Annotated in this window: 15 protein-coding genes and 1 pseudogene; 1 reads left to right on the top strand and 15 read right to left on the bottom strand. The window is 42.2% G+C overall.

Annotated features, from left to right (window positions below; genetic code table 11):
- Window positions 1-14 precede the first annotated feature (14 nt).
- The 5 genes from LI112_RS09400 to LI112_RS09420 form a co-directional block, all read right to left on the bottom strand.
- Window positions 15-440, bottom strand: coding sequence for a GtrA family protein (locus LI112_RS09400; protein WP_055065568.1), 426 nt, complete (start codon window positions 438-440; stop codon window positions 15-17).
- Between the two features lie 17 nt (window positions 441-457).
- Window positions 458-1414 (bottom strand): glycosyltransferase family 2 protein, encoded by a 957-nt coding sequence (locus LI112_RS09405; RefSeq protein ID WP_144369578.1) that lies wholly within the window; start codon window positions 1412-1414, stop codon window positions 458-460.
- Window positions 1411-4176: a YfhO family protein gene (locus tag LI112_RS09410; protein WP_144369577.1), complete on the bottom strand. Its 2766-nt coding sequence runs from the start codon at window positions 4174-4176 to the stop codon at window positions 1411-1413. Before LI112_RS09410 ends, LI112_RS09405 begins: the two co-directional genes overlap by 4 nt.
- A 67-nt stretch (window positions 4177-4243) precedes the next feature.
- Window positions 4244-7780: a pyruvate:ferredoxin (flavodoxin) oxidoreductase gene (gene nifJ / locus LI112_RS09415; RefSeq protein ID WP_005422381.1), complete on the bottom strand. Its 3537-nt coding sequence runs from the start codon at window positions 7778-7780 to the stop codon at window positions 4244-4246.
- Between the two features lie 152 nt (window positions 7781-7932).
- Window positions 7933-8337 carry an Rrf2 family transcriptional regulator gene (locus LI112_RS09420; protein WP_005422380.1) on the bottom strand — a complete coding sequence of 135 codons (405 nt, stop codon included), beginning with the start codon at window positions 8335-8337 and terminating at the stop codon, window positions 7933-7935.
- Window positions 8338-8548: 211 nt separating this feature from the next.
- On the opposite strand from LI112_RS09420, the gene LI112_RS09425 reads away from it, so the two are divergent.
- The gene (locus LI112_RS09425; RefSeq protein WP_044924867.1) at window positions 8549-10189 is read left to right on the top strand and encodes an ABC-F family ATP-binding cassette domain-containing protein; all 1641 of its coding nucleotides are present in this window, start codon (window positions 8549-8551) and stop codon (window positions 10187-10189) included.
- A gap of 86 nt (window positions 10190-10275) precedes the next feature.
- Here LI112_RS09425 and ybaK read toward each other — a convergent pair whose 3' ends face one another.
- The 10 genes and pseudogenes from ybaK to LI112_RS09475 all read right to left on the bottom strand — a co-directional run.
- Entirely contained in the window at window positions 10276-10755 is a 480-nt protein-coding gene (gene ybaK / locus LI112_RS09430; RefSeq protein ID WP_227190617.1) for a Cys-tRNA(Pro) deacylase, read from the bottom strand.
- Window positions 10756-10795: 40 nt separating this feature from the next.
- Window positions 10796-11911 carry a DUF4203 domain-containing protein gene (locus tag LI112_RS09435; RefSeq protein WP_005422375.1) on the bottom strand — a complete coding sequence of 372 codons (1116 nt, stop codon included), beginning with the start codon at window positions 11909-11911 and terminating at the stop codon, window positions 10796-10798.
- Window positions 11912-11924: 13 nt separating this feature from the next.
- A complete protein-coding gene (locus LI112_RS09440) occupies window positions 11925-13097 on the bottom strand; it encodes a transglutaminase domain-containing protein (RefSeq protein WP_227190618.1) in 1173 nt (390 codons plus the stop codon).
- A 114-nt stretch (window positions 13098-13211) separates the two neighbouring features.
- Complete coding sequence (locus LI112_RS09445; RefSeq protein WP_227190619.1) at window positions 13212-15284, bottom strand: C40 family peptidase; 2073 nt, start codon at window positions 15282-15284, stop codon at window positions 13212-13214.
- Window positions 15285-15465: 181 nt separating this feature from the next.
- Window positions 15466-16053, bottom strand: coding sequence for a zinc dependent phospholipase C family protein (locus tag LI112_RS09450; protein WP_227190620.1), 588 nt, complete (start codon window positions 16051-16053; stop codon window positions 15466-15468).
- Between the two features lie 118 nt (window positions 16054-16171).
- A complete protein-coding gene (locus LI112_RS09455) occupies window positions 16172-16774 on the bottom strand; it encodes a C39 family peptidase (protein WP_144369573.1) in 603 nt (200 codons plus the stop codon).
- Window positions 16767-18299: a Na+/H+ antiporter NhaC family protein gene (locus tag LI112_RS09460; RefSeq protein WP_144369572.1), complete on the bottom strand. Its 1533-nt coding sequence runs from the start codon at window positions 18297-18299 to the stop codon at window positions 16767-16769. The genes LI112_RS09455 and LI112_RS09460 overlap by 8 nt, the downstream gene beginning before the upstream one ends.
- A gap of 161 nt (window positions 18300-18460) precedes the next feature.
- Complete coding sequence (gene metA, locus LI112_RS09465) at window positions 18461-19402, bottom strand: homoserine O-succinyltransferase (RefSeq protein WP_227190621.1); 942 nt, start codon at window positions 19400-19402, stop codon at window positions 18461-18463.
- A 112-nt stretch (window positions 19403-19514) separates the two neighbouring features.
- Window positions 19515-21473 carry an NAD-dependent DNA ligase LigA gene (gene ligA / locus LI112_RS09470; protein ID WP_055056726.1) on the bottom strand — a complete coding sequence of 653 codons (1959 nt, stop codon included), beginning with the start codon at window positions 21471-21473 and terminating at the stop codon, window positions 19515-19517.
- A 91-nt stretch (window positions 21474-21564) separates the two neighbouring features.
- Window positions 21565-22239 (bottom strand): annotated as a pseudogene (locus LI112_RS09475) (pseudouridine synthase); the annotation flags it as partial.
- Between the last annotated feature and the right edge of the window lie 69 nt (window positions 22240-22308).

Below are 22308 nucleotides of genomic sequence, written 5' to 3' on the forward strand. Positions count from 1 at the left end.
ATCTTATCTGTATTTTATTTTTTTCCTGTAGTAAATACAAAAAATTTGCTGAATACATAATTCAGTGCAAGTACAATAAACTGGGTACAGAATTTACCAACCATTCCATTCATTCCCATTTTTTCGCAAAGAAGCCAGACACCTCCAACCTCAATTACCATTGTCAGAAGACGTGCACTGATAAATTTGCAAAATGGCCGGATATGATCACGCAATGTCTCACATTTATCCTGAAATACATATTTTGAGTTAACTATGTATGCAAAAATAATTGCCGCAATAATTGATATTACATTTGCGATATTCAGATTTAAGTGGCAGAGATTCCACAATATATAAAAACATACCAGATTCACCAGTGTGGTACATCCACCAAAAAACACATATCTGACCACATCATTCCCGTAGCAAAATGAAATCAGTTCTTTGATCTTTTTCATTTTATTTCTCCTGTATATTACACATCATGTCTGACACTGCCCGTTACATCTTTGTTTCCACGCACGATCTGTGACACAATATATCGCGGACGATGTTTCACTTCCTCATAGATCTTTGCAAGGTAATAACCAATCACACCAAGACTCAGCATAATCGCACTTCCGATCAGAAGCAGCAGCAAGATCGTTGTTGTATAACCTTCTATCGCCTGACCTCTGAAATATTGGATCAGTGAATAAATGATCATGATCAGAGAACACCCGAAACAGATTCCTCCACCAACCGTAACAAACTGAAGCGGAGCCGTCGTAAATGCAACAATGTTTGTAAAAGCATATTTGATCAGCGACCATGTAGACCACTTGGACTCTCCCGCTTCACGTTCATGCACTTCAAATTCCACATAGGTTGTCTTATATCCCACCCATGAAGATGTTGCTCTGAAAAACATATTCCGCTCCGTAAGTGACAGAATGCTGTTCACTACTTTTCTGTCCATCATCTTGAAATCAGAAGCATTCTGCATATCTACTTTTGTTGCTTTTGACATGATTCCATAGAAGAAGCCGGCACTTTCTTTATGAAGAAAACTCTCTTCTCCTCGGCTCTTTTTTACACCTTCAATAACCTCGTACCCTTCTTTCCATTTCTGGTACATTTCAATCAGTGTTTCTGCCGGATGCTGAAGGTCACAGTCCATAACTGCCACCGCATCGCCGGATGCCTGCGCAAGTCCTGCAAAAACAGCTGCCTCTTTCCCAAAATTACGTGAAAAATGAACTCCAAGGATATTGGGATCTTTTTCCCCTGCTTTTAATATTTCATTCCATGTGTTATCTTTTGATCCATCATTGACAAGAACCAGTTCATAAGAAATTCCGGCGCCTGACAGGACTTCATGAAGCACCCGGCAGGTCTTGCCAACCATCTGTTCTTCATTATAAGCCGGAAGTACGACTGATAATATACTCATCCTTTTTTGTTTCCTCTTTTCTTTTTGTAAATCAACACCACACCAATGTAGCACAACAGTCCCGCACAAGTCAAGCAGAGCCCTGTATACAGATACGGTGTATGATAGGTAAGCCGGATCTCATGTTCTCCTTCTGCAAGGTTCAATGCCATATACATGGTATTTGCCTGTTTAATATCTGTTTTCTTTCCATCCACATAGGCAGTAAAGCCTGTACTGTATGGAAGTGCGATCACAAGTGCTTTCGGTTTTGATACAGAAATTTTTCCGGTCAATTCATGATCCTCAACTTTTACATCCTGCAGAGATTCTTCTCCTAGTTTCTTCACCTGTTCATCCACTTTTGTTACAGGCTGGCAGACCACTTTCAGATCATCATAAGAATACACTCCTGTATTCTGAAATGTCAGTGTAAGTGAATTTTTCCCCATCCGGCTGTATCCTGCATTGCAGAGGAAATTATGTTTTCCACTATATGCATTATATTTATCTGTGTAAATTCTGATTGTCTTGTTTAAAAACTTTCCGGTCACATCAATATACGCTTTCTGACTTTTCTTCCAGTAACGCCAACTGCTGTTCTCATGAAGCACCTGATTCTGTTCGTAAATTGACATATTTTCCCATTTTTTATCACTGATCATTGCTCTCGGAGAAAGTGCCTCATAGTTTACCCCTTCTGTGATCAGGTAAGTTTCACTTTCGTCCAGACCATCAAACACCAGTCTTGCCTGCGCATTTTCTTTTGTAACGATCAGTTTTCCGTCTTTCTCCTGACAGCCTTTCCCGGTAGTAATTTTAAACGGGACTTCACTGTCATTAAAGGTCAGATCCGTCTCCGGAAGTGAACTTTCATCCAGCACAACTCCCTGCAGCAGTGCCTGTTGTTTCTCAATCACAGACATTTTTTCATATTTTTCTCTCGGAATATAAGAATCATACGTATAGCCAAATGGAAGTGCATTGTCACATTCGTATGCTCGATATGTTTTCCCTTTTTTCTCTGCTTCGCCCGCCATTTTATTGTATCCATAAGGCAGATATTCCTCTTCTCCCGCACGGACAACAAAATATTTTACAGCAGCCAGACGATCCAGGATCGTTCTACTGTCCAGATTATCGTACTTATCTTCTCTCGGCGTATTCAGATACATTTCATCAAAAAAATTACTGATATTTCCGATTGCGACGCTGAAATAATATGATGCACTGTTGGTTCCCATCTGCATGGACGAGTTTTCATAAGTATGCGTCCCCATCTGATCATAACGATACAGCGAAGAATCTTCTGTATCTAAGACTGCAAGATCTGTCCCTGTCTCCAGTTTATCCAATGCTTCTCCCTGCCCAGTAAATTCTGACAGATAATCTTTTTCATAAGAATACTGATAATAAATATTAAACAAAATTCCGGCGATCAGAAAAACAGACACCATAATCGTAAGATTTCTTTTTTTCACAAAAAAAGAACCAAACGACAATACAGTAAACGTTGCTGCTACCAGAAAAATTACCGCCATCATATTTCGCTGTGTGCGCGCCGCATCAGGAAGCAATGCAATTCCACAGTATATGAGAAGCATAACAAATATCTTTCTTTTTTCCTTCAGAGTCAGTGTAAACAATTCCGGATATATTTTTACAAAGATGTACGCAATCAGCATCCCATACGCCCAGATCCATCGATTTGAGACATAGGAAAATCCATTTAACACATGTCCGGCATAAGGCAGAAGCAAAAAAGCATTCAGCAATACAAATCCCACTTTCAATGCTGTATATTTTTTTCGCTTTGAAAACAGTACAAAGACACCTGTCATAGAAACTGCAGTAAATCCTGCAACTCCCCACTGGATCATGTTTTCTCCAATCAGACATCCAAGATATTTTTCATAATAAACTTTATCATATAATAACGGAACATAGTTTTGGGCTTTAAACCGGTCTGTTCCAAGAACCGGAAGAATTACCGGAAGAAGGATCACTGCTGCGATCAGGACTGCGATTATCGAATACACAAAAAAAGTCCCAAGCCATCTTCCTATATTTTTTAAGGAACGATCCTCAAACTGTTCAAAATATCGAACTGCTGCATAGAGCACCATAAAGATTCCAAGCATGTAAAAGAAGTAAAAATTCGACAGACCTGCCAGTGCGACTGACCAGATAAAAATATATGGTTTTTCTTTTTTATATATTTTATCAATTCCCATCAGTATAAATGGCAGATAGATCATCGGATTCGAAAAGTACGGATGTTTCATGGCTGCATAAATCGTCCATCCGGCAAAAACATAAATCATAGATCCCATGAATACAGCCTGTTTTGAATTTTTATGATAAAAAGCATATCTGCTGAAGGCAATTCCTGCCAGATAGATTCTCAAAAAAATCAAAAATTCATACAAAAATTCTGTCTGTGATGATTTGAAAAATACCGACAGCAATGTCAGCGGATCACCGATCACATAATAATGTAATGTTGTCAGAATATCAGATCCATATCCAATATTCAGATCCCACATCGGAATTGACAGTTTATGTTCTATAAACAAGGTGTGCAAAATTTTTCTGAGATATCTTCCGTAATACGCAAGTGAATTCAGGTGCTGTGGCACTCCATCATGGCTCCATACAAGAGATTTTCCATTCAGATAAAATCTCATATACAAAAAAAGAGCAATTCCTGCAAAAGCAAGTGTATAAAAAAGATAAAAATCTGCGTTTTTCCATTTGATGCATTTTTCTTTATTTTTACTCATGCTGTACCTGTCCTTTTTTCTAAAAAAAAGCCGCGGTACATAAAGTACCGCGGCCAATGGCTCTGAATTATTCTTCTTCGCCGTACATAGCTACAAGTTTATTCAGATATGCATATCTAGCTTTTGCTTCAGATTCGTTCTTAGCAAACAGTCTAGCTGCTTTTTCAGGATTCTGACGCTGTAAGGAGTTGTAACGAACCTCACCATTCAGGAAGTCCATATAGTTTTCCATATCCGGTGTCTTGGAATCCAGAGCAAATTTCTTGTCTGCTGCCGGGTTGAAGCGGAAGTTGTGCCAATATCCACATTTAACTGCCAGTTCTTCTTCTGTCTGAGCTTTTGCCATACCTTTCTTGATACCATGGTTGATACATGGAGCATAAGCAATGATCAGGGATGGTCCCGGATAAGCTTCTGCTTCAGCAATTGCTTTAACAGTCTGGTTGAAGTCAGCACCCATGGAGATCTGTGCTACGTATACATATCCATAGCTCATTGCGATGGAAGCCATATCTTTCTTCTTAGTCTCTTTACCACCAGCTGCGAACTGTGCGATAGCACCTGTTGGTGTAGATTTAGAAGACTGTCCACCTGTGTTGGAGTAAACTTCTGTATCGAATACCATTACGTTGATGTCACGTCCACTTGCAAGAACATGGTCAACACCACCGAAGCCGATATCGTAAGCCCATCCGTCACCACCGAAGATCCACTGGGATTTCTTGGACAGATAGTTTTTCTGAGCAAGGATCTCTTTAGCAGCGTCGCATCCACATGCTTCCAGAGCTGCGATCAGTTTGTCTGTTGCTGCACCGTTGGTTGCTCCAACAGCGAATGTATCCAGCCATTCCTGGCCAGCTTCTTTAACTGCTTCGTCTTTGCCATCTGCTACAACAGCTTCAACTTTTGCTTTAAGGCCATCACGGATAGCTCTCTGTGCAAGAAGCATACCATAACCAAACTCAGCGTTATCTTCGAACAGTGAGTTAGCCCATGCAGGTCCCTGTCCTTTAGCGTTTGTTGTGTATGGTGTAGACGGTGAAGAGTTACCCCAGATAGAGGAACATCCTGTAGCATTTGCAATGTACATTCTGTCACCAAACAGCTGTGTGATCAGTTTAGCGTAAGGTGTTTCACCACAACCTGCACATGCTCCGGAGAACTCAAGCAGAGGCTGTTTGAACTGGCTTCCCTTAACAGTTGTTTCTTTGAATTTAGCGATAACATCTTCTTTGATCGGAAGTTCTCTTCCATAATCGAAGAATTTCTGAAGTCCTGCGTTTGCTTCCATGTTTTCCATAGCAAGGGCTTTTGCACCTTTCTTGCCTGGGCAGACATTTGCACAGGAACCACATCCTGTACAGTCATAAGCTGATACAGTCATGGTGAATTTATAATCTTTCATACCAGTCATCGGAAGAGTAGCCATTCCTTCTGGAGCGTTAGCTGCTTCTTCTTCTGTCAGTGCTACCGGACGGATTGCTGCGTGCGGGCAGACATATGCACAACGGTTACACTGGATACAGTTTTCTGGCTGCCATACCGGTACGTTTACTGCGATACCACGTTTTTCGTATGCAGCAGTTCCGGATGGTGTAGTACCATCAACATATTCTGTAAATGCAGATACAGGGAGTGTGTTACCTTCCTGAGCATTGATCTTGCACTGGATGTTGTTTACGAAGTCCTGAGCTTCCTGAGCACCGTGAGTTGCATGAGCCATGAAGAGACCTTCATCTTCTGCATCTTTCCAGCTTTCCGGAACTTTAACTTCTACAACCTGTTTTGCACCGGCATCGATAGCTGCCCAGTTTTTCTGAACAACGTCATCACCTTTACGTCCGTAAGTAGCTTTTGCAGCTGCTTTCATCAGTTCGATTGCCTGCTCTTCCGGAATGATTCCTGTAAGTTTGAAGAATGCAGACTGAAGGATTGTGTTGATACGTGTTGGTCCCATACCAGTTTCGATACCGATCTTAACACCGTCGATGGTGTAGAATTTGATATCATGGTTAGCGATGAATGCTTTTACCTGTCCCGGGAGATGTTTTTCAAGTCCTTCCATATCCCATGCGCAGTTAAGAAGGAATGTACCACCATCAACAAGTTCCTGAACCATGTTATATTTGTTTACATAGGACGGATTGTGACATGCAACAAAGTTTGCTTTGTGGATCAGGTATGTGGATTTGATCGGTTTCTTACCGAAACGAAGGTGAGACATTGTAACACCGCCGGACTTCTTGGAGTCATAATCAAAATATGCCTGAGCGTACATATCTGTATTGTCACCAATGATCTTGATGGAGTTTTTGTTAGCACCTACAGTACCATCAGCTCCAAGGCCCCAGAACTTACAGTTTGTAGTTCCTTCTGGTGTTGTAACAATCGGAGCACCTGTTTCAAGAGAAAGGTTTGTAACGTCATCAACGATACCGATTGTGAATTTTTCTTTTGTTGTGTTCTCATATACTGCAACGATCTGTGCCGGTGTAGTATCTTTGGAACCAAGTCCGTAACGTCCTGTAAAGATCTTAACATCTTTAAACTTGCTGTCTTTTAATGCAGCAACAACGTCAAGGTACAGAGGCTCGCCAAGTGCTCCTGGCTCTTTTGTTCTGTCAAGAACGCTGATCTGTTTTACAGAATCCGGAATAGCATCGATCAGTGCCTGTGCGCAGAATGGTCTGTAAAGACGAACTTTAACAACACCAACTTTTTTGCCTGCTGCTGCAAGGTAATCGATTGTCTCTTCGATTGTATCGTTTACGGAACCCATAGCGATGATGATGTGTTCAGCATCCTCAGCTCCATAGTAGTTGAACAGTTTGTAATCTGTTCCGATCTTTTCATTAACTTTGTCCATGTATTCCTGAACTACTGCCGGAAGAGCATCATAGAACGGGTTACATGCTTCTCTTGCCTGGAAGAAGATATCAGGGTTCTGAGCTGAACCTCTCTGACATGGATGATTCGGATTAAGTGCATGGTCACGGAATGCCTGGATAGCATCCATATCTGCCATATCCTTCAGATCTTCATAATCCCATGTTTCAATCTTCTGGATCTCGTGAGATGTACGGAATCCATCGAAGAAGTTGATGAACGGAACTTTACCTTTGATTGCTGCCAGATGAGCAACTGGTGTCAGGTCCATAACTTCCTGTACAGATGATTCGCAGAGCATTGCACATCCGGTCTGACGACAGGCCATAACGTCGGAATGATCTCCGAAAATGGAAAGTGCATGAGAAGCAAGTGCACGAGCGGATACATTGATAACGCCCGGAAGCTGCTCACCAGCGATTTTGTAAAGGTTCGGGATCATCAGAAGAAGACCCTGGGATGCAGTATAAGTAGTTGTCAGGGCACCTGCTGCCAGAGATCCGTGTACTGCACCTGCAGCACCTGCCTCAGACTGCATTTCTGTAACCTGTACTTCCTGTCCAAAGATGTTCTTTCTTCCCTGAGTTGCCCACTCATCTGTTGCTTCCGCCATAACAGATGAAGGAGTGATCGGGTAGATAGCAGCTACATCTGAATATGCATAAGAAGCATGAGCGGCTGCATGGTTACCATCCATGGTTTTCATCTTTCTTGCCATAGTTTGTTTTCCTCCTTAAAGGTATGATGAAAATTTTTATTTATTTCAGACCACTGAAACGGTCTAAAAGTCCATTGGTTATTATATCATACACTATTGCGATTGTCCAATCGGGATTACGCATTTTCTGTATCTATTTACATACAAAAAAGTTAGCCATTTATAAGTTTTTTCAGGGATTTTCGCTTCAGCATCCTGCACAGTTCTTCCTGAATTTCCGCGAGTTCACAGTGAACAGAACAGTTCTGTCCGTCTGCGCTGTTCCTGGCACAGTCATAGCCAGGTTCCAGGCAGTCAATGATAAACATTCCCGGATCGATCGTTGTATAAACATCATAAAGTGTTATCTGATCAAGATCACAGTTCAGAGAATATCCCCCATGAACACCACGATACCCTCTGACCATTCCTGATTTCTGCAGTTTTTTCAGTATTTTGTATGCAAAAGGTGCTGTGATCAGTTCTTTTTCACAGATTTCATTTACGCTGACTCTCTTTTCCTCTGCCATTGCGCGGAGCACCCGCACAGCATAATCGCATTCTCTGGTTATCAACATACTCTGTTTCCTCTTTCCGTTACCCGTAACTCTCCAACAAACTTTCTTAAATTATAGCAATTCCTCTGTGTAAATTCAATGTTTTTATGATTTAAGGCTTGCAAATTCTCCACTTTACTGTAAAATGGGAGTGAATGGCCAAAAACAGGCCAGTTACTGTTCAATGATCGAAAACTTAATTCGAAACCATAATGAAGAAAAGAGGTACCTTATGATTTCAGCAAATAATATCACTTTACGTGTTGGCAAAAAAGCCCTCTTTGAGGATGTCAACATCAAATTTACCGAAGGCAACTGCTACGGTCTGATCGGAGCAAACGGTGCCGGTAAATCTACTTTCCTTAAAATCCTTTCCGGGCAGCTCGAACCGACCAATGGAGATATTGTGATCACTCCTGGCCAGCGACTCTCCTTCCTGCAGCAGGACCACTTCAAATATGATTCCTTCAACGTACTGGATACCGTTATCATGGGAAATGCCAGACTTTATGAAATCATGAAGGAAAAAGAGGCGATCTATGCAAAGGAAGATTTTACAGATGAAGACGGTATCCGTGCCAGCGAACTTGAGGGTGAATTCGCAGAGATGAACGGATGGGAGGCAGAGTCTGATGCTGCTACTCTTCTGAACGGACTTGGCATCGAATCCGAGCTCCACTATACACAGATGGCTGACCTGACCGGAAGCCAGAAAGTCAAAGTTCTTCTTGCGCAGGCTCTGTTCGGCAATCCGGACATTCTTCTTCTCGACGAGCCTACCAACCATCTGGATCTTCCGGCAATCGAATGGCTCGAAGAATTTCTGATCAACTTTGACAATACTGTCATCGTTGTATCCCATGACCGTTATTTTCTTAATAAAGTCTGCACACATACTGCCGATATTGACTATGGCAAGATCCAGCTGTATGCCGGAAACTATGATTTCTGGTTTGAATCCAGCCAGCTTCTTATCAAACAGATGAAAGAAGCCAACAAAAAGAAAGAGGAAAAAATCAAAGAGCTGCAGGAATTTATTTCCCGATTCAGTGCCAACGCTTCCAAATCCAAACAGGCAACCTCCCGTAAGCGTGCACTGGAAAAAATCCAGCTGGATGATATGCGTCCTTCCAGTCGCAAGTATCCATACATCGACTTCCGTCCAAACCGCGAGATCGGCAATGAAGTGCTTATGGTCGAAAACCTCTCCAAGACTATTGATGGCGTAAAAGTTCTGGACAATATCAGCTTTACTCTCGGTCATGACGATAAAGTTGCATTTGTTGGTGCCAATGAACAGGCCATTACTACTTTTTTCCGTATCCTTGTCGGTGAACTGGAGCCAGACGAAGGAAGTTACAAATGGGGTGTCACCACTTCTCAGGCATATTTTCCAAAAGACAATACACAGGAATTTGACAATGATCTCACGATCACAGACTGGCTGACACAGTATTCTGAAATCAAAGATGCTACTTATGTCCGCGGTTTCCTTGGCAGAATGCTCTTTCCTGGTGAAGACGGCGTAAAAAAAGTACGTGTTCTTTCCGGTGGTGAAAAAGTCCGTTGCCTGTTGTCCAAAATGATGATTTCCGGTGCTAATATCCTGATTCTTGATGAACCTACCAACCATCTGGACATGGAATCTATTACTGCATTGAACAATGGACTGATCAAATTCCCGGGAGTTATCCTTTTTACTTCCCATGACCATCAGTTCGTGCAGACAACCGCCAACCGTATCATGGAAATCCTTCCTGACGGTAAGCTGATTGACAAGATCACCACCTATGATGAATATCTGGCAAGCGACGAAATGGCGAAGAAACGTCACGTCTTCCAGGTTAACGAAGAAGATGCTGCCGATAACTAGAATTTCATACTGCAGTTTTACTGCATGGCAAAAGCTCCCGTTTTTAATGATCGGGAGCTTTTGTAGCTTACTGTTTACAGTATTTTTTATTTCATTGTGATATCCGCCAGTTTTCCATTTGTCACTTTCAAAAGTGCAACAAGCGGAACTTTCAGCGTCAGTCCGACGCGGCCTCCACTTACATATATTTCTTCAAACCCACCCGCGGATGCATCAAACACGACCGGATATGGTTTTTTCATTCCAAGCGGACTGCAGCCGCCTCTTACATAGCCTGTAATTTTCAGAATATCTTTAACATGGATCATATCCACAGCCTTCTCTCCAACTGCTTTCGCAGCCGCCTTACGATCCACTTCTTTTTCGATCGGTACTACAAATACATAGTATCCGCCGCTTTTCCCTTCCATAACCAGTGTTTTAAAAGACTGTTCATATGGTGCCCCAATCAGATCTGCACTGTGAAGTCCATCAATAAACTCATCACATTCATATGGAAATGCTTCATATTTCACTTTCTGACGATCCAGCATTCTCATCGCATTTGTCTTAGCTTCTTTTGCCATGTTGTCCTTCTTTCCTGCCTTCTACCCGGCATCTTTACTGTTACTTTCTTTTTTTATGTGTATCATCACGTCTGGATATCTTTTTCCAGAGTTCTTCTCCCTCCCGGTCGTCTTCGTCCATCATTTCTCTCAGCACTTCCTCATCCAGTTCATCCTCATCAATTACAACCGGTTCTTCATAGTCATCATTCATTGGATGATAGGAATCTTCTGTATCAAAAGATCCCAGCGGAAGATCAATTTCTTTCTGTCTGCTCTTTCTCGGTCGGTACGGAATTGTTTTTTCTGATTCAGGTGCCACCGCATCCTTTTTATGTTTTCTTCCTTTATTTTTTTCAAGTCTGAAATCTACCTGCTGCGCACTCCGAGATGCTTTATGAGAACTGTTCTGCGCTCTTCCCGGAGTATGCTTCACATTTTGTCTCTGTGCCGATGTTCTTCTGACTTCTTTCTGCGCCTTTCTTTCTGATTTCTGTGGCATATAATCCCTGAAATCCACATAATCAGAACTGTCCTGTCCATCGTTATACGCATCCTCTTCGTACTCTTCTTCCTCGTCATCATCTTTGCGCCTGTTTGTCGCAAACTGAATCAGCATTCCAAGAAGTGCAAATCCTGCACTCAGTCCCAGACCATACGGAATATCCGCCAGTCCGCCTAATTTTGCAGCAGAAAAGCCTGCCATCGCACCTCCCAGAAGGCTTGTCCCAATGATCAGAACTTCCCTCGCCTGCTTCATAGCCAACACACCAAGTCCCACTCCCAGAAGGAGACAGAAAAAGAATACCAACGAAGTAGTTGGATGAAAAACATAAATACCAAGTCCAATTCCAATGCCTGCTCCCAGAATAAAAATTCCAATCTTATAGCTCACAAATGCGATCACGGCCAGTAGTACACCCGCTCCAACCATAAAAACCGCATACATATATTTCTCTGTCACACCACCGGTATACGCTGCACCAAATCCAATTCCAGCTCCAATGACAAAACCACAGAGCATCATCCAGAAACGCAGAAGCCGATATCCCAGAATACAGTTGATCACTCCAAAAATCAGCAGTACTGTAAAACCGATCATCGAAAAACTGGATATAGACGGTACTGTCCGCGTATTCTCAATCATATTCATAATCTGCTGCAAAATATCATTCATAAAAATATCTCCTCTAAAACATAAAATATATCGTTTTCAGATTATCCAGAATACCATAATGATACTCTACTGTACTGAGCCCATACATTTTCAGATAATATTCAGCAACTTTCTGAACATATCCTTCCTGTATCCACTGCTGACATGCTTCGTCAAAAGCTTCCTGCGAAGTAAATTTGAAACGTACTACCGCAGCTCCGTTCTCAAGACGCATACAGCAGAAATCATAAATCTGCTGTTCATCATATGTATCAAAACATGCCTGATTCAGCACATAAAAATTAAGATCCGTCGCAGTACACTCCGGAACCGGAAATTCATCGGATGCTGTATATAATTGCTCATATTCCTGTGGAAAAGGACACAGATAATCATAAATTGTTGTCTTATGTTCTTCCAGAGAAACCGCACCGCCTTCCAGAAATGCCGGCTGATCCCCGTTTGTAGCATCTACATAATATTGCTCACCGTTAATTTCTACGATATTCCAGGCATGTCCTTCATCACCGTTCCTCGCATTTCCCTCTACATAAATACACGGAACTCCAAGCTGTTCCAAAAGATACTGTACCGCCCTCGCATATCCGGCACACACAGCTTTCTTTTTCCAGAAAATGCCTGCAATATTCTGGTCATCCTCCGATGCTTCATACTCTGCATAATCTATCAGATACGTATAAACTGTTTTGACCTTATCATAAGCAGACATATCCTGTGTAATCTGCTCTTTCACTTCTTCCAGCGCATGTTCCATGAATGCCATAATTTCCTGAATTTCCTGATCTGTATACGTATATCCAGGTGAAAATCTGCAATAATCAGTTCCTTTATACGCAGTCGTATATACTTCCTCACGATTGTGCACCCAGAAAAGTTCCGGATGATCCTTCAGCAATGCATGGTAAACTTTGCTGATCAGCCGTTCATTCGAAGATGTCAGATAAAACTCATCTTGTCTCTCCTGTATTCCACTCAGCATTTCACGATATATTTTCTTCTCATCTTCTGTCAGCAATCCAAAATAATATTCCCTGTAATTGTCATCGGTCTGCAGAATCTCCTGTTTTCTTAATGACCTGACTTCAGCAGGTTCCTGAGAAAGAAGATCACTCTGCCAGATGACACCCATAAACAGGACAATCAAAACGCAGAAAACTCTGCGTCCAAATCTTCTTTTTTTCTTCATCTGTCACTCCCTTATCTCCTGTACAGTCTTATATTATCAGACTTCTGCCATCAATAAAAGAGCTTGCTGTAAAAAACCGAACGACTCTTTCGAATCGTCCGGCCTTGTTTATCATCAATCTTCAAAAGTAACCTGAATATCACTGTTATCCGGTTTTTGCGGAAGAATTTCCGCAGAACTTCCGGAAACCGAAACATTCTGATTCAGGATTTCATCCAGCGTATCTGTCACTTCCACACTACCCGTCGCATAATTGGAAGTCGTCTGATTTTCGGATTCATCACTCATATCCTCAAATGTTATCTCAACATCCTCAGCCGCATCAGCAGGTGCTGTAATTGTTTCCGCTGTATCATGTGTTGCTGTATCCTTCACATTCAATCCATCACTGAGAGAGTTTGTTGTTTCTGCCACAAGTGTTGCTGACGTTGTTATATTATCCGTTATCAGATCTGTCTCTGCATTGTCTGCACTTGCACCCTGGTTTTCCATCTCTGCAACTTCCGTCTGTGTAGGATAGAAGGAAGGCTGACGGATATAACGGAAACTTGCACCATAAGCTTCTCCAACTGTTACTCCATTCTTACTAGAAGAACAGTGTACTGCGATCCAGTCGCCTGCATCTGTCTTGCCACAGATAATACCTACATGGTTATTACTGCCTGCTTCCGGTCCATTCTGGAATACAAGGTCACCCGGCTGCGCATCCTGTTCACTGACAACATTGGCATTCTCCCACTGTTCAGAAGTACCGTCTCCCACACTGCTCTGCATACCCTGATTCAGATATCCATTGATCACTGACCATGTAACAAATCCACTGCAATCAAGACCATATGCACGGACAGTTCCACTGCTGGCACTGCCTGCTGCAGATACTTTTTCGGCAGAACCCCAACTGGAGTCTTTACCGATCTGCGTTGATTTGCCGCCCCAGAAATATCCAACTTCACCTACCAGTGAATATGCTGCAGTAATGACATTTACACGTTCTTCAGAAACATCATCCCCGACACTCTGACGTACAAATCCTTTCGCATCTGTAACGATCGCACAGAGCAGCTTGCAATCTGTTTCTACATATTTCTTAAGTACTGTCCTGTTTTCCTGTGAAATATTATTCTGTTTAATATAATGGTTAATGTGATAGTTTCCATAAGAAACATGTGTAATGCTTTCTTTATCACGGACAACCGGATTCATCTCAGCAAAGATCTTTGCCAGTTCATCCTTCGCTGATGAATCAAGAGTGAACTCCGTGTTTCCTTCCTGGCTCTGCTCATAAACATAGATTGCCAGGATATCCTGCCAGTTACGCACGAGCAGAGAATCTGCTGAAGTCGTCAGGCCGTCAGCCCTGCTGTCGCTAGCGTCTGTCAGTTTGTTTTTTTCTTTATATTCTTTTTCAATTTCATCCATCACAGAAGAAAAATCATCAGAAAAAGAAAGCTGATAATTATTTTTCAGACTGTCCAGATAAAATTCTTTGCCTGCATGAAGGTTCGACACATAATAAACCGGTGTTCCTGTCTTGCCTGTAACATTTCCACTTCCATCAGAAATATCTGTTGCATTCCCCGCATCCTTCTGATTCTTCTGCAATTCTGCAATCTTGCTTTCAAAACCAACAAGAAGATCGTAATTTGTAACAAACTTCTTCTGGTCTTCCGGCAGGCTGTCATATTCTGCTCTGAGTTCTTTTACCCTTGCCGCATGATTTACTGTAAGTGTCTCCTTCGCAAGTGCATTGATCTTTGCTACCAGATTCTTTGCAGCTTCAGATTCTGTTACATTTGTCGGTGCCGGACTCGGTGTTGCAGTTGGATCCGATGGTGTCACAGTCGGCTCCGGTGTTGCAGTTGGATCCGATGGCGTCACAGTCGGCTCCGGTGTTGCAGTTGGATCCGATGGTGTCACAGTCGGCTCCGGTGTCGGCGTATCTGGTTCCGGTGTTGGTGTATCCGGTTCTGGCGTCGGCGTATCTGGCTCCGGTGCCGGTGTGTCCGGTTCTGGTGCCGGTGTGTCCGGTGTATCACTTCCATCAGAGATTACCTCACCACTTCCATCGCCCAAATCGCTTGCAGTTTCTATATGCTCATCCGCAGCCATGACTGACATCGGACTTGATAAAACCATTGCAGATAAAATTGTTACACATAAACTTCTGGTCAGATATTTGTTCTTCATTCTGGTAAAATTGCTCCCTTCTGTCAAGAACATATCTTTATTCCCCTTATAAAGGTATGTTTCTCACTGCTAACTCACTTACACAATAACTGTGGTTAGTTTAGCATAAATTCCCATAAAAATCAACCGCCGGGATAAATTCCCCGACGGTTTCTGGATAAAATTCACATTCTTTTCATATTTACATAACTGCATAAGCATAATCTGCTATGCCATTCTTCCGGCATAACTGAAACAGTCCCTGAAATACCTGATAGCACACAGTGAGGATATAATGAATATCATCATCTATATTTCTCTTACAGTTCAGATATCTCCTATGATGTTCCTTAATGTACTGTAGAAGCTGATTCAGCGTCTCAAAATGGATTTCCTTCTCCGTATACACATCAGCCTTACCTTCCAGAACAAATGCTTTCAGCTCGTTCTTCAGATGCTTTTCATAGGTGTTGTGCTGATGAAGTGTACCATCAAACGTCTTATTATGTGGAAAAGTAAAATAATCTGCTATATAATGCATGACCTCTCCGGATCTCCGCCAGAATACCCTGTCATTATATCCGGCCCCTGACTGAACCAGTCGTCGTATCTTACCCTGAACCTCATCAAAAGTACCGAAATACTCATGTCTCTTGGTTACAAATGAAGGCTGGATGTCCGGCAGGATATTGCCAAGACAAAATGCTTTTCTATGTGACTGTAAACTTTCATTAGCCGGCATCTGATCTGCCAGATACCTTGCCAATAATATGTGTGATTTCTTACGCACAATAAACACTTCTTTCTCTAATAAAAAACAGTTTACCGTAACCATATCTACTATAGCAGATTTACTTTTTTAATTCAAATAAAGTTTTTATAAAATCCTGACACTTTTTGGTACAAAATCATCTTTTCAAGACACCAAGCGCCATACTGTGCTGCGCAGCATGTCTTTTTTCAACCAGTGTTCTTGGATATCCAACTACTCCATTGTTATCATACGGATCATTAAAATAATACTTTTCTTCATCATATCCCACCAGCAGCATACAATGTTCGTTTGAGGTCCAGCAAAATCGTTCTCCTGTATCCAGAAGTTTCCACTCCGGTCCCGGAATTTCCTTACGCATGTTGATACATGCCCAGAATACCACCGGCATATCCTGATCGATATACTTTTTCAGAAGTGTCTCTGTCGATGTTCCCGTCTCATCCGGAAATTCATAATGATCCCCTGCGGCTTTTGCAAGCGCTTTCTGAAGTCCTCTCGCATAAATCCCATAAGATTCTTCATCATAAGGATTTCCACAGAAAAATTTGTTCGGATCCGGGCCGTACAGAACACCATCCCGTATTTCCATCTCTCGGCACTCAAGACAGTTCTGAATAAACTCATCTACCGTAATCTCATAGCCAAGATACTTCAATAACATAACTGCCGAAACGCTCTCGCATCCGGTTGGATATTTTATGCTCTGGTCAATATATGGTACCTGAATCTTACGCACCTGCTTTTGTCTCCTCTTCTTTGGAAAATGTGATTTTTTTGATCACTGTAAGCGTAAGCAGAAGCAGGATCAGGCTGATTCCAAGAACCACCCACCAGATATGTACAAATCCGGCAATGATATACCCGATAAAGGAGATCACTGCAACTACTGCTGCATACTGCATCTGCGTAGTTACGTGATTGATATGATTTGACTGTGCCCCTGCTGAAGACATAACTGTAGTATCAGAAATCGGAGAAACATGGTCACCACAGACTGCTCCTGCCAGAACTGCTGATACAGAAATGATCATCATCTGAAGATTTTCAGAACCCGGGAACATTGCGATCGCGATCGGAACCAGGATTGCAAAAGTTCCCCAGCTTGTTCCTGTTGAAAAAGAAAGGAACACAGCAACTACAAACAAGATTGCCGGAAGGATCACACTTGCAGATGTATTACTTCCAACGATATTTTTGACAAAAGTACTGATTTCCAGTGCATCGCCCATGCCTTTCAGTGACCATGCAAAGATCAGAATTGCAATTGCAGGAATCATCATCTTGAATCCCTCTACAAAGCTGTCCATAAATCCCTTAAAGGTAACCACTTTGCGTGGAAGATAAAGAATCAGCATAAAAAATACCGTGATCATCGTAGCAAAGATCAAGCTGGTCTCTGCATCGCAACCAGAAAAAGCAGTCACGATATCTGTTGCTCCACCAAGGAATCCTGTATAGATCATTGCCCCGATTGCAGATACGATAAGTACCAGTACCGGCAGCACAAGATCGATGACTTTTCCATTTGCTGAGATTTCTTCGTCTTTAACCTGATCAAATTCCTCTCCACCTGAAGTAAAAAGATCTCCTCTGGCCGCATTGCGTTCATGTACCTTCATCAGACCAAAATCCAGTCCGGTCATGATGATGAAAACTACCATCACAAGTGTCAGAATCGCATACAGATTATACGGAATCGTTGACAGGAACAGCTGAAATCCTGTAATACCAGCATCATCCGGCACATAAGAATTGACAGCTGCCGCCCAGCTGGAAATCGGTGCGATAATACATACCGGTGCAGCTGTTGCATCAATAATATATGCCAGTTTGGCCCTGGATACCTTGTAACGGTCTGTGACAGGTCTCATAACAGAACCAACTGTCAGGCAGTTAAAATAATCATCCACAAAGATCAGTATGCCAAGACCTGTCGTTGCCAGCATTGCACTTTTCTTAGTCTTGATCTTACTTCCCGCCCATTTGCCATAAGCTGCCGATCCGCCTGATTTTGACATCAGGACGATGATCATTCCAAGCAGTACATCAAAGATCAAAATATTCAGATTCATACTGTTCTTCATGATATCAAAGAATGCCACAAATGCATTCCACGGATGAAAGCCGGTATACAGCAGTGCCCCTGCTGCCACTCCGATAAAAAGCGAACTGTACACTTCCTTGGTTACTAATGCCAGCACGATTGCCAGCAATGGCGGTACCAGTGACCACCATGTTCCGATAAACATCGAACCATCCATTTCATTTTCCCCCTACATATTATATTTTCAATGCTTTAAATCTATTATACACTACCATATTTGTCCTGTACACCAAAAAAGTGCGAAGTCCGGTGGAAATATTCTCCAGGTTTCGCACTTTCTTTATAATATTCTTTAATCCATCAAATTACTCGGCCTTTTTACTCAAACGAAATGCTGTCAAAATCCGGTGTTCCCATCAGGTCGAACGGAGTACTCTGGTATACGTAATAATTCAGCCAGTTTGTATACATATTATTGGCATGAGCTCTCCAGAGAAGCAGCGGTCTGTTTTCCGGATCATTATCTTTGTAATAATTCTTCGGAAGATCGATTTGAAGTCCCTTTCCTACATCTCTCTTATATTCTCCATCCAGTGTCACACGGTCATATTCCGGATGTCCCATGACAAAAATCTTACGTCCCCCCTGCGCCATTGCAAGAAAAAGCCCCGCCTCCTCAGATTCTGCAAGAATCGTGATATCTTTACATGCACGGATATCTTCGATTGGAACCTCTGTATGTCTGGAATGTGGTGCAAGAAAAGCATCATCAAATCCTCTGACCAGCGGGATCTTACGATTCAGAACTTTGTGCCAGAAGAGACCAAACATTTTGTGATCGAGCTGACGTTTCTGAAGTCCGTAAAAATGATACAGACTTGCCTGTGCAGCCCAGCACAGAAAAATCGTAGATGTCACATGACTTTCTGTCCAGTCCATGATCTCTGTCAGCTCGTTCCAGTAATCCACTTCTTCAAACTCCATCTGTTCTACCGGTGCTCCTGTCACGATCATTCCATCAAACTTCATATCTTTGAGTTCCGAAAAAGTCTGATAAAATTTATTCAGATGATTGGCAGACGTATTTTTTGCCTGATGGCTCTCAACTGCCATAAAAGTCACGTCCACCTGTAATGGTGTGTTTGACAGAGACCGCAGAAGCTGCAGTTCTGTTTCTTCTTTCAGAGGCATCAGATTCAGGATCAGAATCTGAAGTGGGCGAATGTCCTGGTGTACCGCTCTTCCCTCATCCATGACAAATATATTTTCTCTTTCAAGAATTTCTTTTACCGGTAAATCTCCCTGTATCTTAATCGGCATTTTCTGTTCCTCCTTTTGTCCAATTACAAATTTTTCAAGAATCCCGCCACTGATATAATTTTGTTGCTCACCACCTGCAGAGGTGGAGTCATCTCATATCTGATATAATCTTTTATCTTTCTGCCAGTTTCAGGAAATCTTCCTCTGACAGAATCGGAATTCCAAGTTCCCGGGCTTTTTTATTTTTTGATGAATTCGAAGTCACATCATTATTGATCAGATAATTTGTCTTACCCGTCACCGAACCGGTTACTTTGCCGCCCAGTGATTCGATCAGATTTTTGGCTTCTCCTCTGTTACTGAAATGTTCCAGACTTCCGGTAATGACAAAGTTCATTCCTGCAAAGATCTGCTCACCGGAAATTTCTTCCTTATTAATATGAAGATATTTCAGCAGATGATCTACTTTTTGATTATTCTCCGGATTACTGAAATACTTTGTCAGACTCTTTGCTATGACCGGTCCGATTCCATCGATCGCACTGATTTCTTCTTCATCTGCTGAACGGATCTTGTCCAGATCATCATCAAAATGCCGACAGATTACTTTTGCATTGGAAAGTCCGATATTTGCGATTCCAAGACTGTAGATTACTTTTGCAAGTGTTGTTTCTTCTGCCTTCTCAATGCTGTTCATCAGGTTTTCATAGGACTTTTCTCCAAAGCCTTCCATCGTTACGATCTCATCACGAAACTTTTCTATCTCAAAGATATCTCCGAAGTTGTGTATAAAACCTTTTGCAATAAATTTTTCCAGCGTTGCCTCTGACAGTCCGTCAATATTCATGGCATCTCTGCTTACAAACAAAGTAAATGCCTTGATCTTTTTTGCCGCACAGTCCGGATTCATACAGTAAAGTGCCTCTACATCATTTTCCCTGATCACTCTGGCTTCCTGACCGCACGCCGGACAGATTTCCGGTATTTCCAGATTACTACTTCGTGTCAGATTCTCAGCAATCTGTGGAATGATCATATTTGCTTTATATACCTGGATCGTATCCCCAATTCCCAGCTGCAGATCTTTCACGATACTCACATTATGCACGCTGGCACGGCTGACTGTCGTTCCCTCCAGTTCGACCGGATCAAATACGGCAACCGGATTAATGAGACCTGTCCTTGAAGGACTCCATTCAATTTCACGAAGTGTCGTCTCCCTCACTTCATCGGCCCATTTAAAAGCAAACGCATTCCGGGGAAATTTCGCAGTACTTCCGAGTGATTCTCCATAGGCAATATCATCATATAATGCAACGAGCCCATCTGATGGAAAATCATTTTTCTCGATCGCATGTGCAAAGTAATCCATTGCTTCGTCCAGATTCTCTCCTGTGACCATACGATATTCTACTACTTCAAATCCCTGTCTTCTAAGCCATTCCATCTGATATTTTCTGGAATTATGCATATCTACATCCTGCGCAGAAACCAGAGCAAATGCATAAAAGCGTACATTTCTTTCTGCCGTGATCTGATTATTCAGCTGTCGAACCGAACCACTGCAGAGATTTCGAGGATTCTTGTACTTTGCATCTACATCTTCGATCGTATCATTAATCTTTTCAAAATCAGAATAAGTAATGATGGCTTCCCCTCTCAGGACCAGTCTGCCCCGGTACGCAATTTTCAGCGGAATGTTCTTAAATACTTTTGCATTATTTGTAATTACCTCTCCCACGGTACCATTTCCTCTGGTAACGGCTTTAAGCAATTCTCCATTTTCATATGTGAGAACGATCGTAAGCCCATCCATCTTCCAGGAAAGCAAGGTTGGATGTGTCCCGATAAACGCTCTTAAAACGTCTCTGTCCTTAGTCTTATCCAACGAAAGCATTGGAGACTCATGCGTTTCCTTTGGCAGTACATCGACTGCCTCATACCCCACATTAACAGTTGGGCTGTCTGCCAGAACGATTCCTGTTTCCTTTTCCATTTTTTCCAGTTGATCGTACAGTGCGTCGTACTCTCTGTTGCTCATGATCTCCCGGTCTTCCTGATAGTATGCCTTTGCCGCTTCGTTCAGCTTCTGCACCAGTTCTTTTATTTGTTCTGCCGCTGATGTTTCCATGCTGTCCTCCTGTTCTGATTACTGTCTCACTGGAAGAATCCCGTATCAGTTCATTCAGTTTCTTCCATTCATCTCCACATATTTCCCGATATTCTCCACATTTCAGGCCGTCCAGTGTAAGATTCATGATACGGATACGTTTCAATGTACATACATGATATCCCAGATATTCACACATTCTTCTGATCTGGCGATTCAATCCCTGTGTTAATATGATAGAAAAGCTTTTATCACCGGTCTTATATACCGTACATGGTCGTGTCACAGTCCCCAGAATCGGGACACCACTGCTCATCTTTCTGATAAAAGTTTCTGTAATTTTTTTGTCCACGGTTACTTCATATTCTTTCTCATGGTAGTTACCTGCACGCATGATACGATTAACCAAGTCACCCTGATTCGTCAGTAAAAGCAGTCCCTCTGAATCTTTGTCCAGACGTCCTACCGGATATACTCTCACCGGATAATCCAGGAACTCTGTTACTGTCGTTTCCTGTCGCTGCTTTTTTGTACTGCACACAATACCCCTTGGCTTATAAAAAAGCAGAAGTACCTGCCTGGTCTCTGCCTTCACCGGTCTGCCATCCAAAAAAACCTCTGCATCTGCTGGAATCCTTTCTCCAGTACCGATTTCTTTTCCTGCAACCGTAACCCGTCCGGCATCTGTCAGCTGGTCTGCTTCTCTTCTTGAACATACTCCTGCCGCACTCAGGTATTTATTTATTCTTATTGTAGTCTGATCTGTTGTTATCCTTTTTTCGTCCATTATTCTATTATATAGTTTTTTCTTTTTGTCCGCAACCGAGACCTTGTTTTTTTTTACCACATATTGTAT

The sequence above is a fragment of the Blautia sp. 210820-DFI.6.14 genome (genome assembly GCF_020558815.1).
In the GTDB taxonomy this organism is placed as follows: Bacteria; Bacillota; Clostridia; order Lachnospirales; family Lachnospiraceae; genus Blautia_A; species Blautia_A obeum.

Bases quoted from the DNA above. Each gene is read 5' to 3' on its own strand.
- LI112_RS09400 (WP_055065568.1), bottom strand. From the start codon at position 440: ATGAAAAAGATCAAAGAACTGATTTCATTTTGCTACGGGAATGATGTG.
- LI112_RS09405 (WP_144369578.1), bottom strand. From the start codon at position 1,414: ATGAGTATATTATCAGTCGTACTTCCGGCTTATAATGAAGAACAGATG.
- LI112_RS09410 (WP_144369577.1), bottom strand. From the start codon at position 4,176: ATGAGTAAAAATAAAGAAAAATGCATCAAATGGAAAAACGCAGATTTT.
- nifJ (WP_005422381.1), bottom strand. From the start codon at position 7,780: ATGGCAAGAAAGATGAAAACCATGGATGGTAACCATGCAGCCGCTCAT.
- LI112_RS09420 (WP_005422380.1), bottom strand. From the start codon at position 8,337: ATGTTGATAACCAGAGAATGCGATTATGCTGTGCGGGTGCTCCGCGCA.
- LI112_RS09425 (WP_044924867.1), top strand. From the start codon at position 8,549: ATGATTTCAGCAAATAATATCACTTTACGTGTTGGCAAAAAAGCCCTC.
- ybaK (WP_227190617.1), bottom strand. From the start codon at position 10,755: ATGGCAAAAGAAGCTAAGACAAATGCGATGAGAATGCTGGATCGTCAG.
- LI112_RS09435 (WP_005422375.1), bottom strand. From the start codon at position 11,911: ATGAATGATATTTTGCAGCAGATTATGAATATGATTGAGAATACGCGG.
- LI112_RS09440 (WP_227190618.1), bottom strand. From the start codon at position 13,097: ATGAAGAAAAAAAGAAGATTTGGACGCAGAGTTTTCTGCGTTTTGATT.
- LI112_RS09445 (WP_227190619.1), bottom strand. From the start codon at position 15,284: ATGAAGAACAAATATCTGACCAGAAGTTTATGTGTAACAATTTTATCT.
- LI112_RS09460 (WP_144369572.1), bottom strand. From the start codon at position 18,299: ATGGATGGTTCGATGTTTATCGGAACATGGTGGTCACTGGTACCGCCA.
- metA (WP_227190621.1), bottom strand. From the start codon at position 19,402: ATGCCGATTAAGATACAGGGAGATTTACCGGTAAAAGAAATTCTTGAA.
- ligA (WP_055056726.1), bottom strand. From the start codon at position 21,473: ATGGAAACATCAGCGGCAGAACAAATAAAAGAACTGGTGCAGAAGCTG.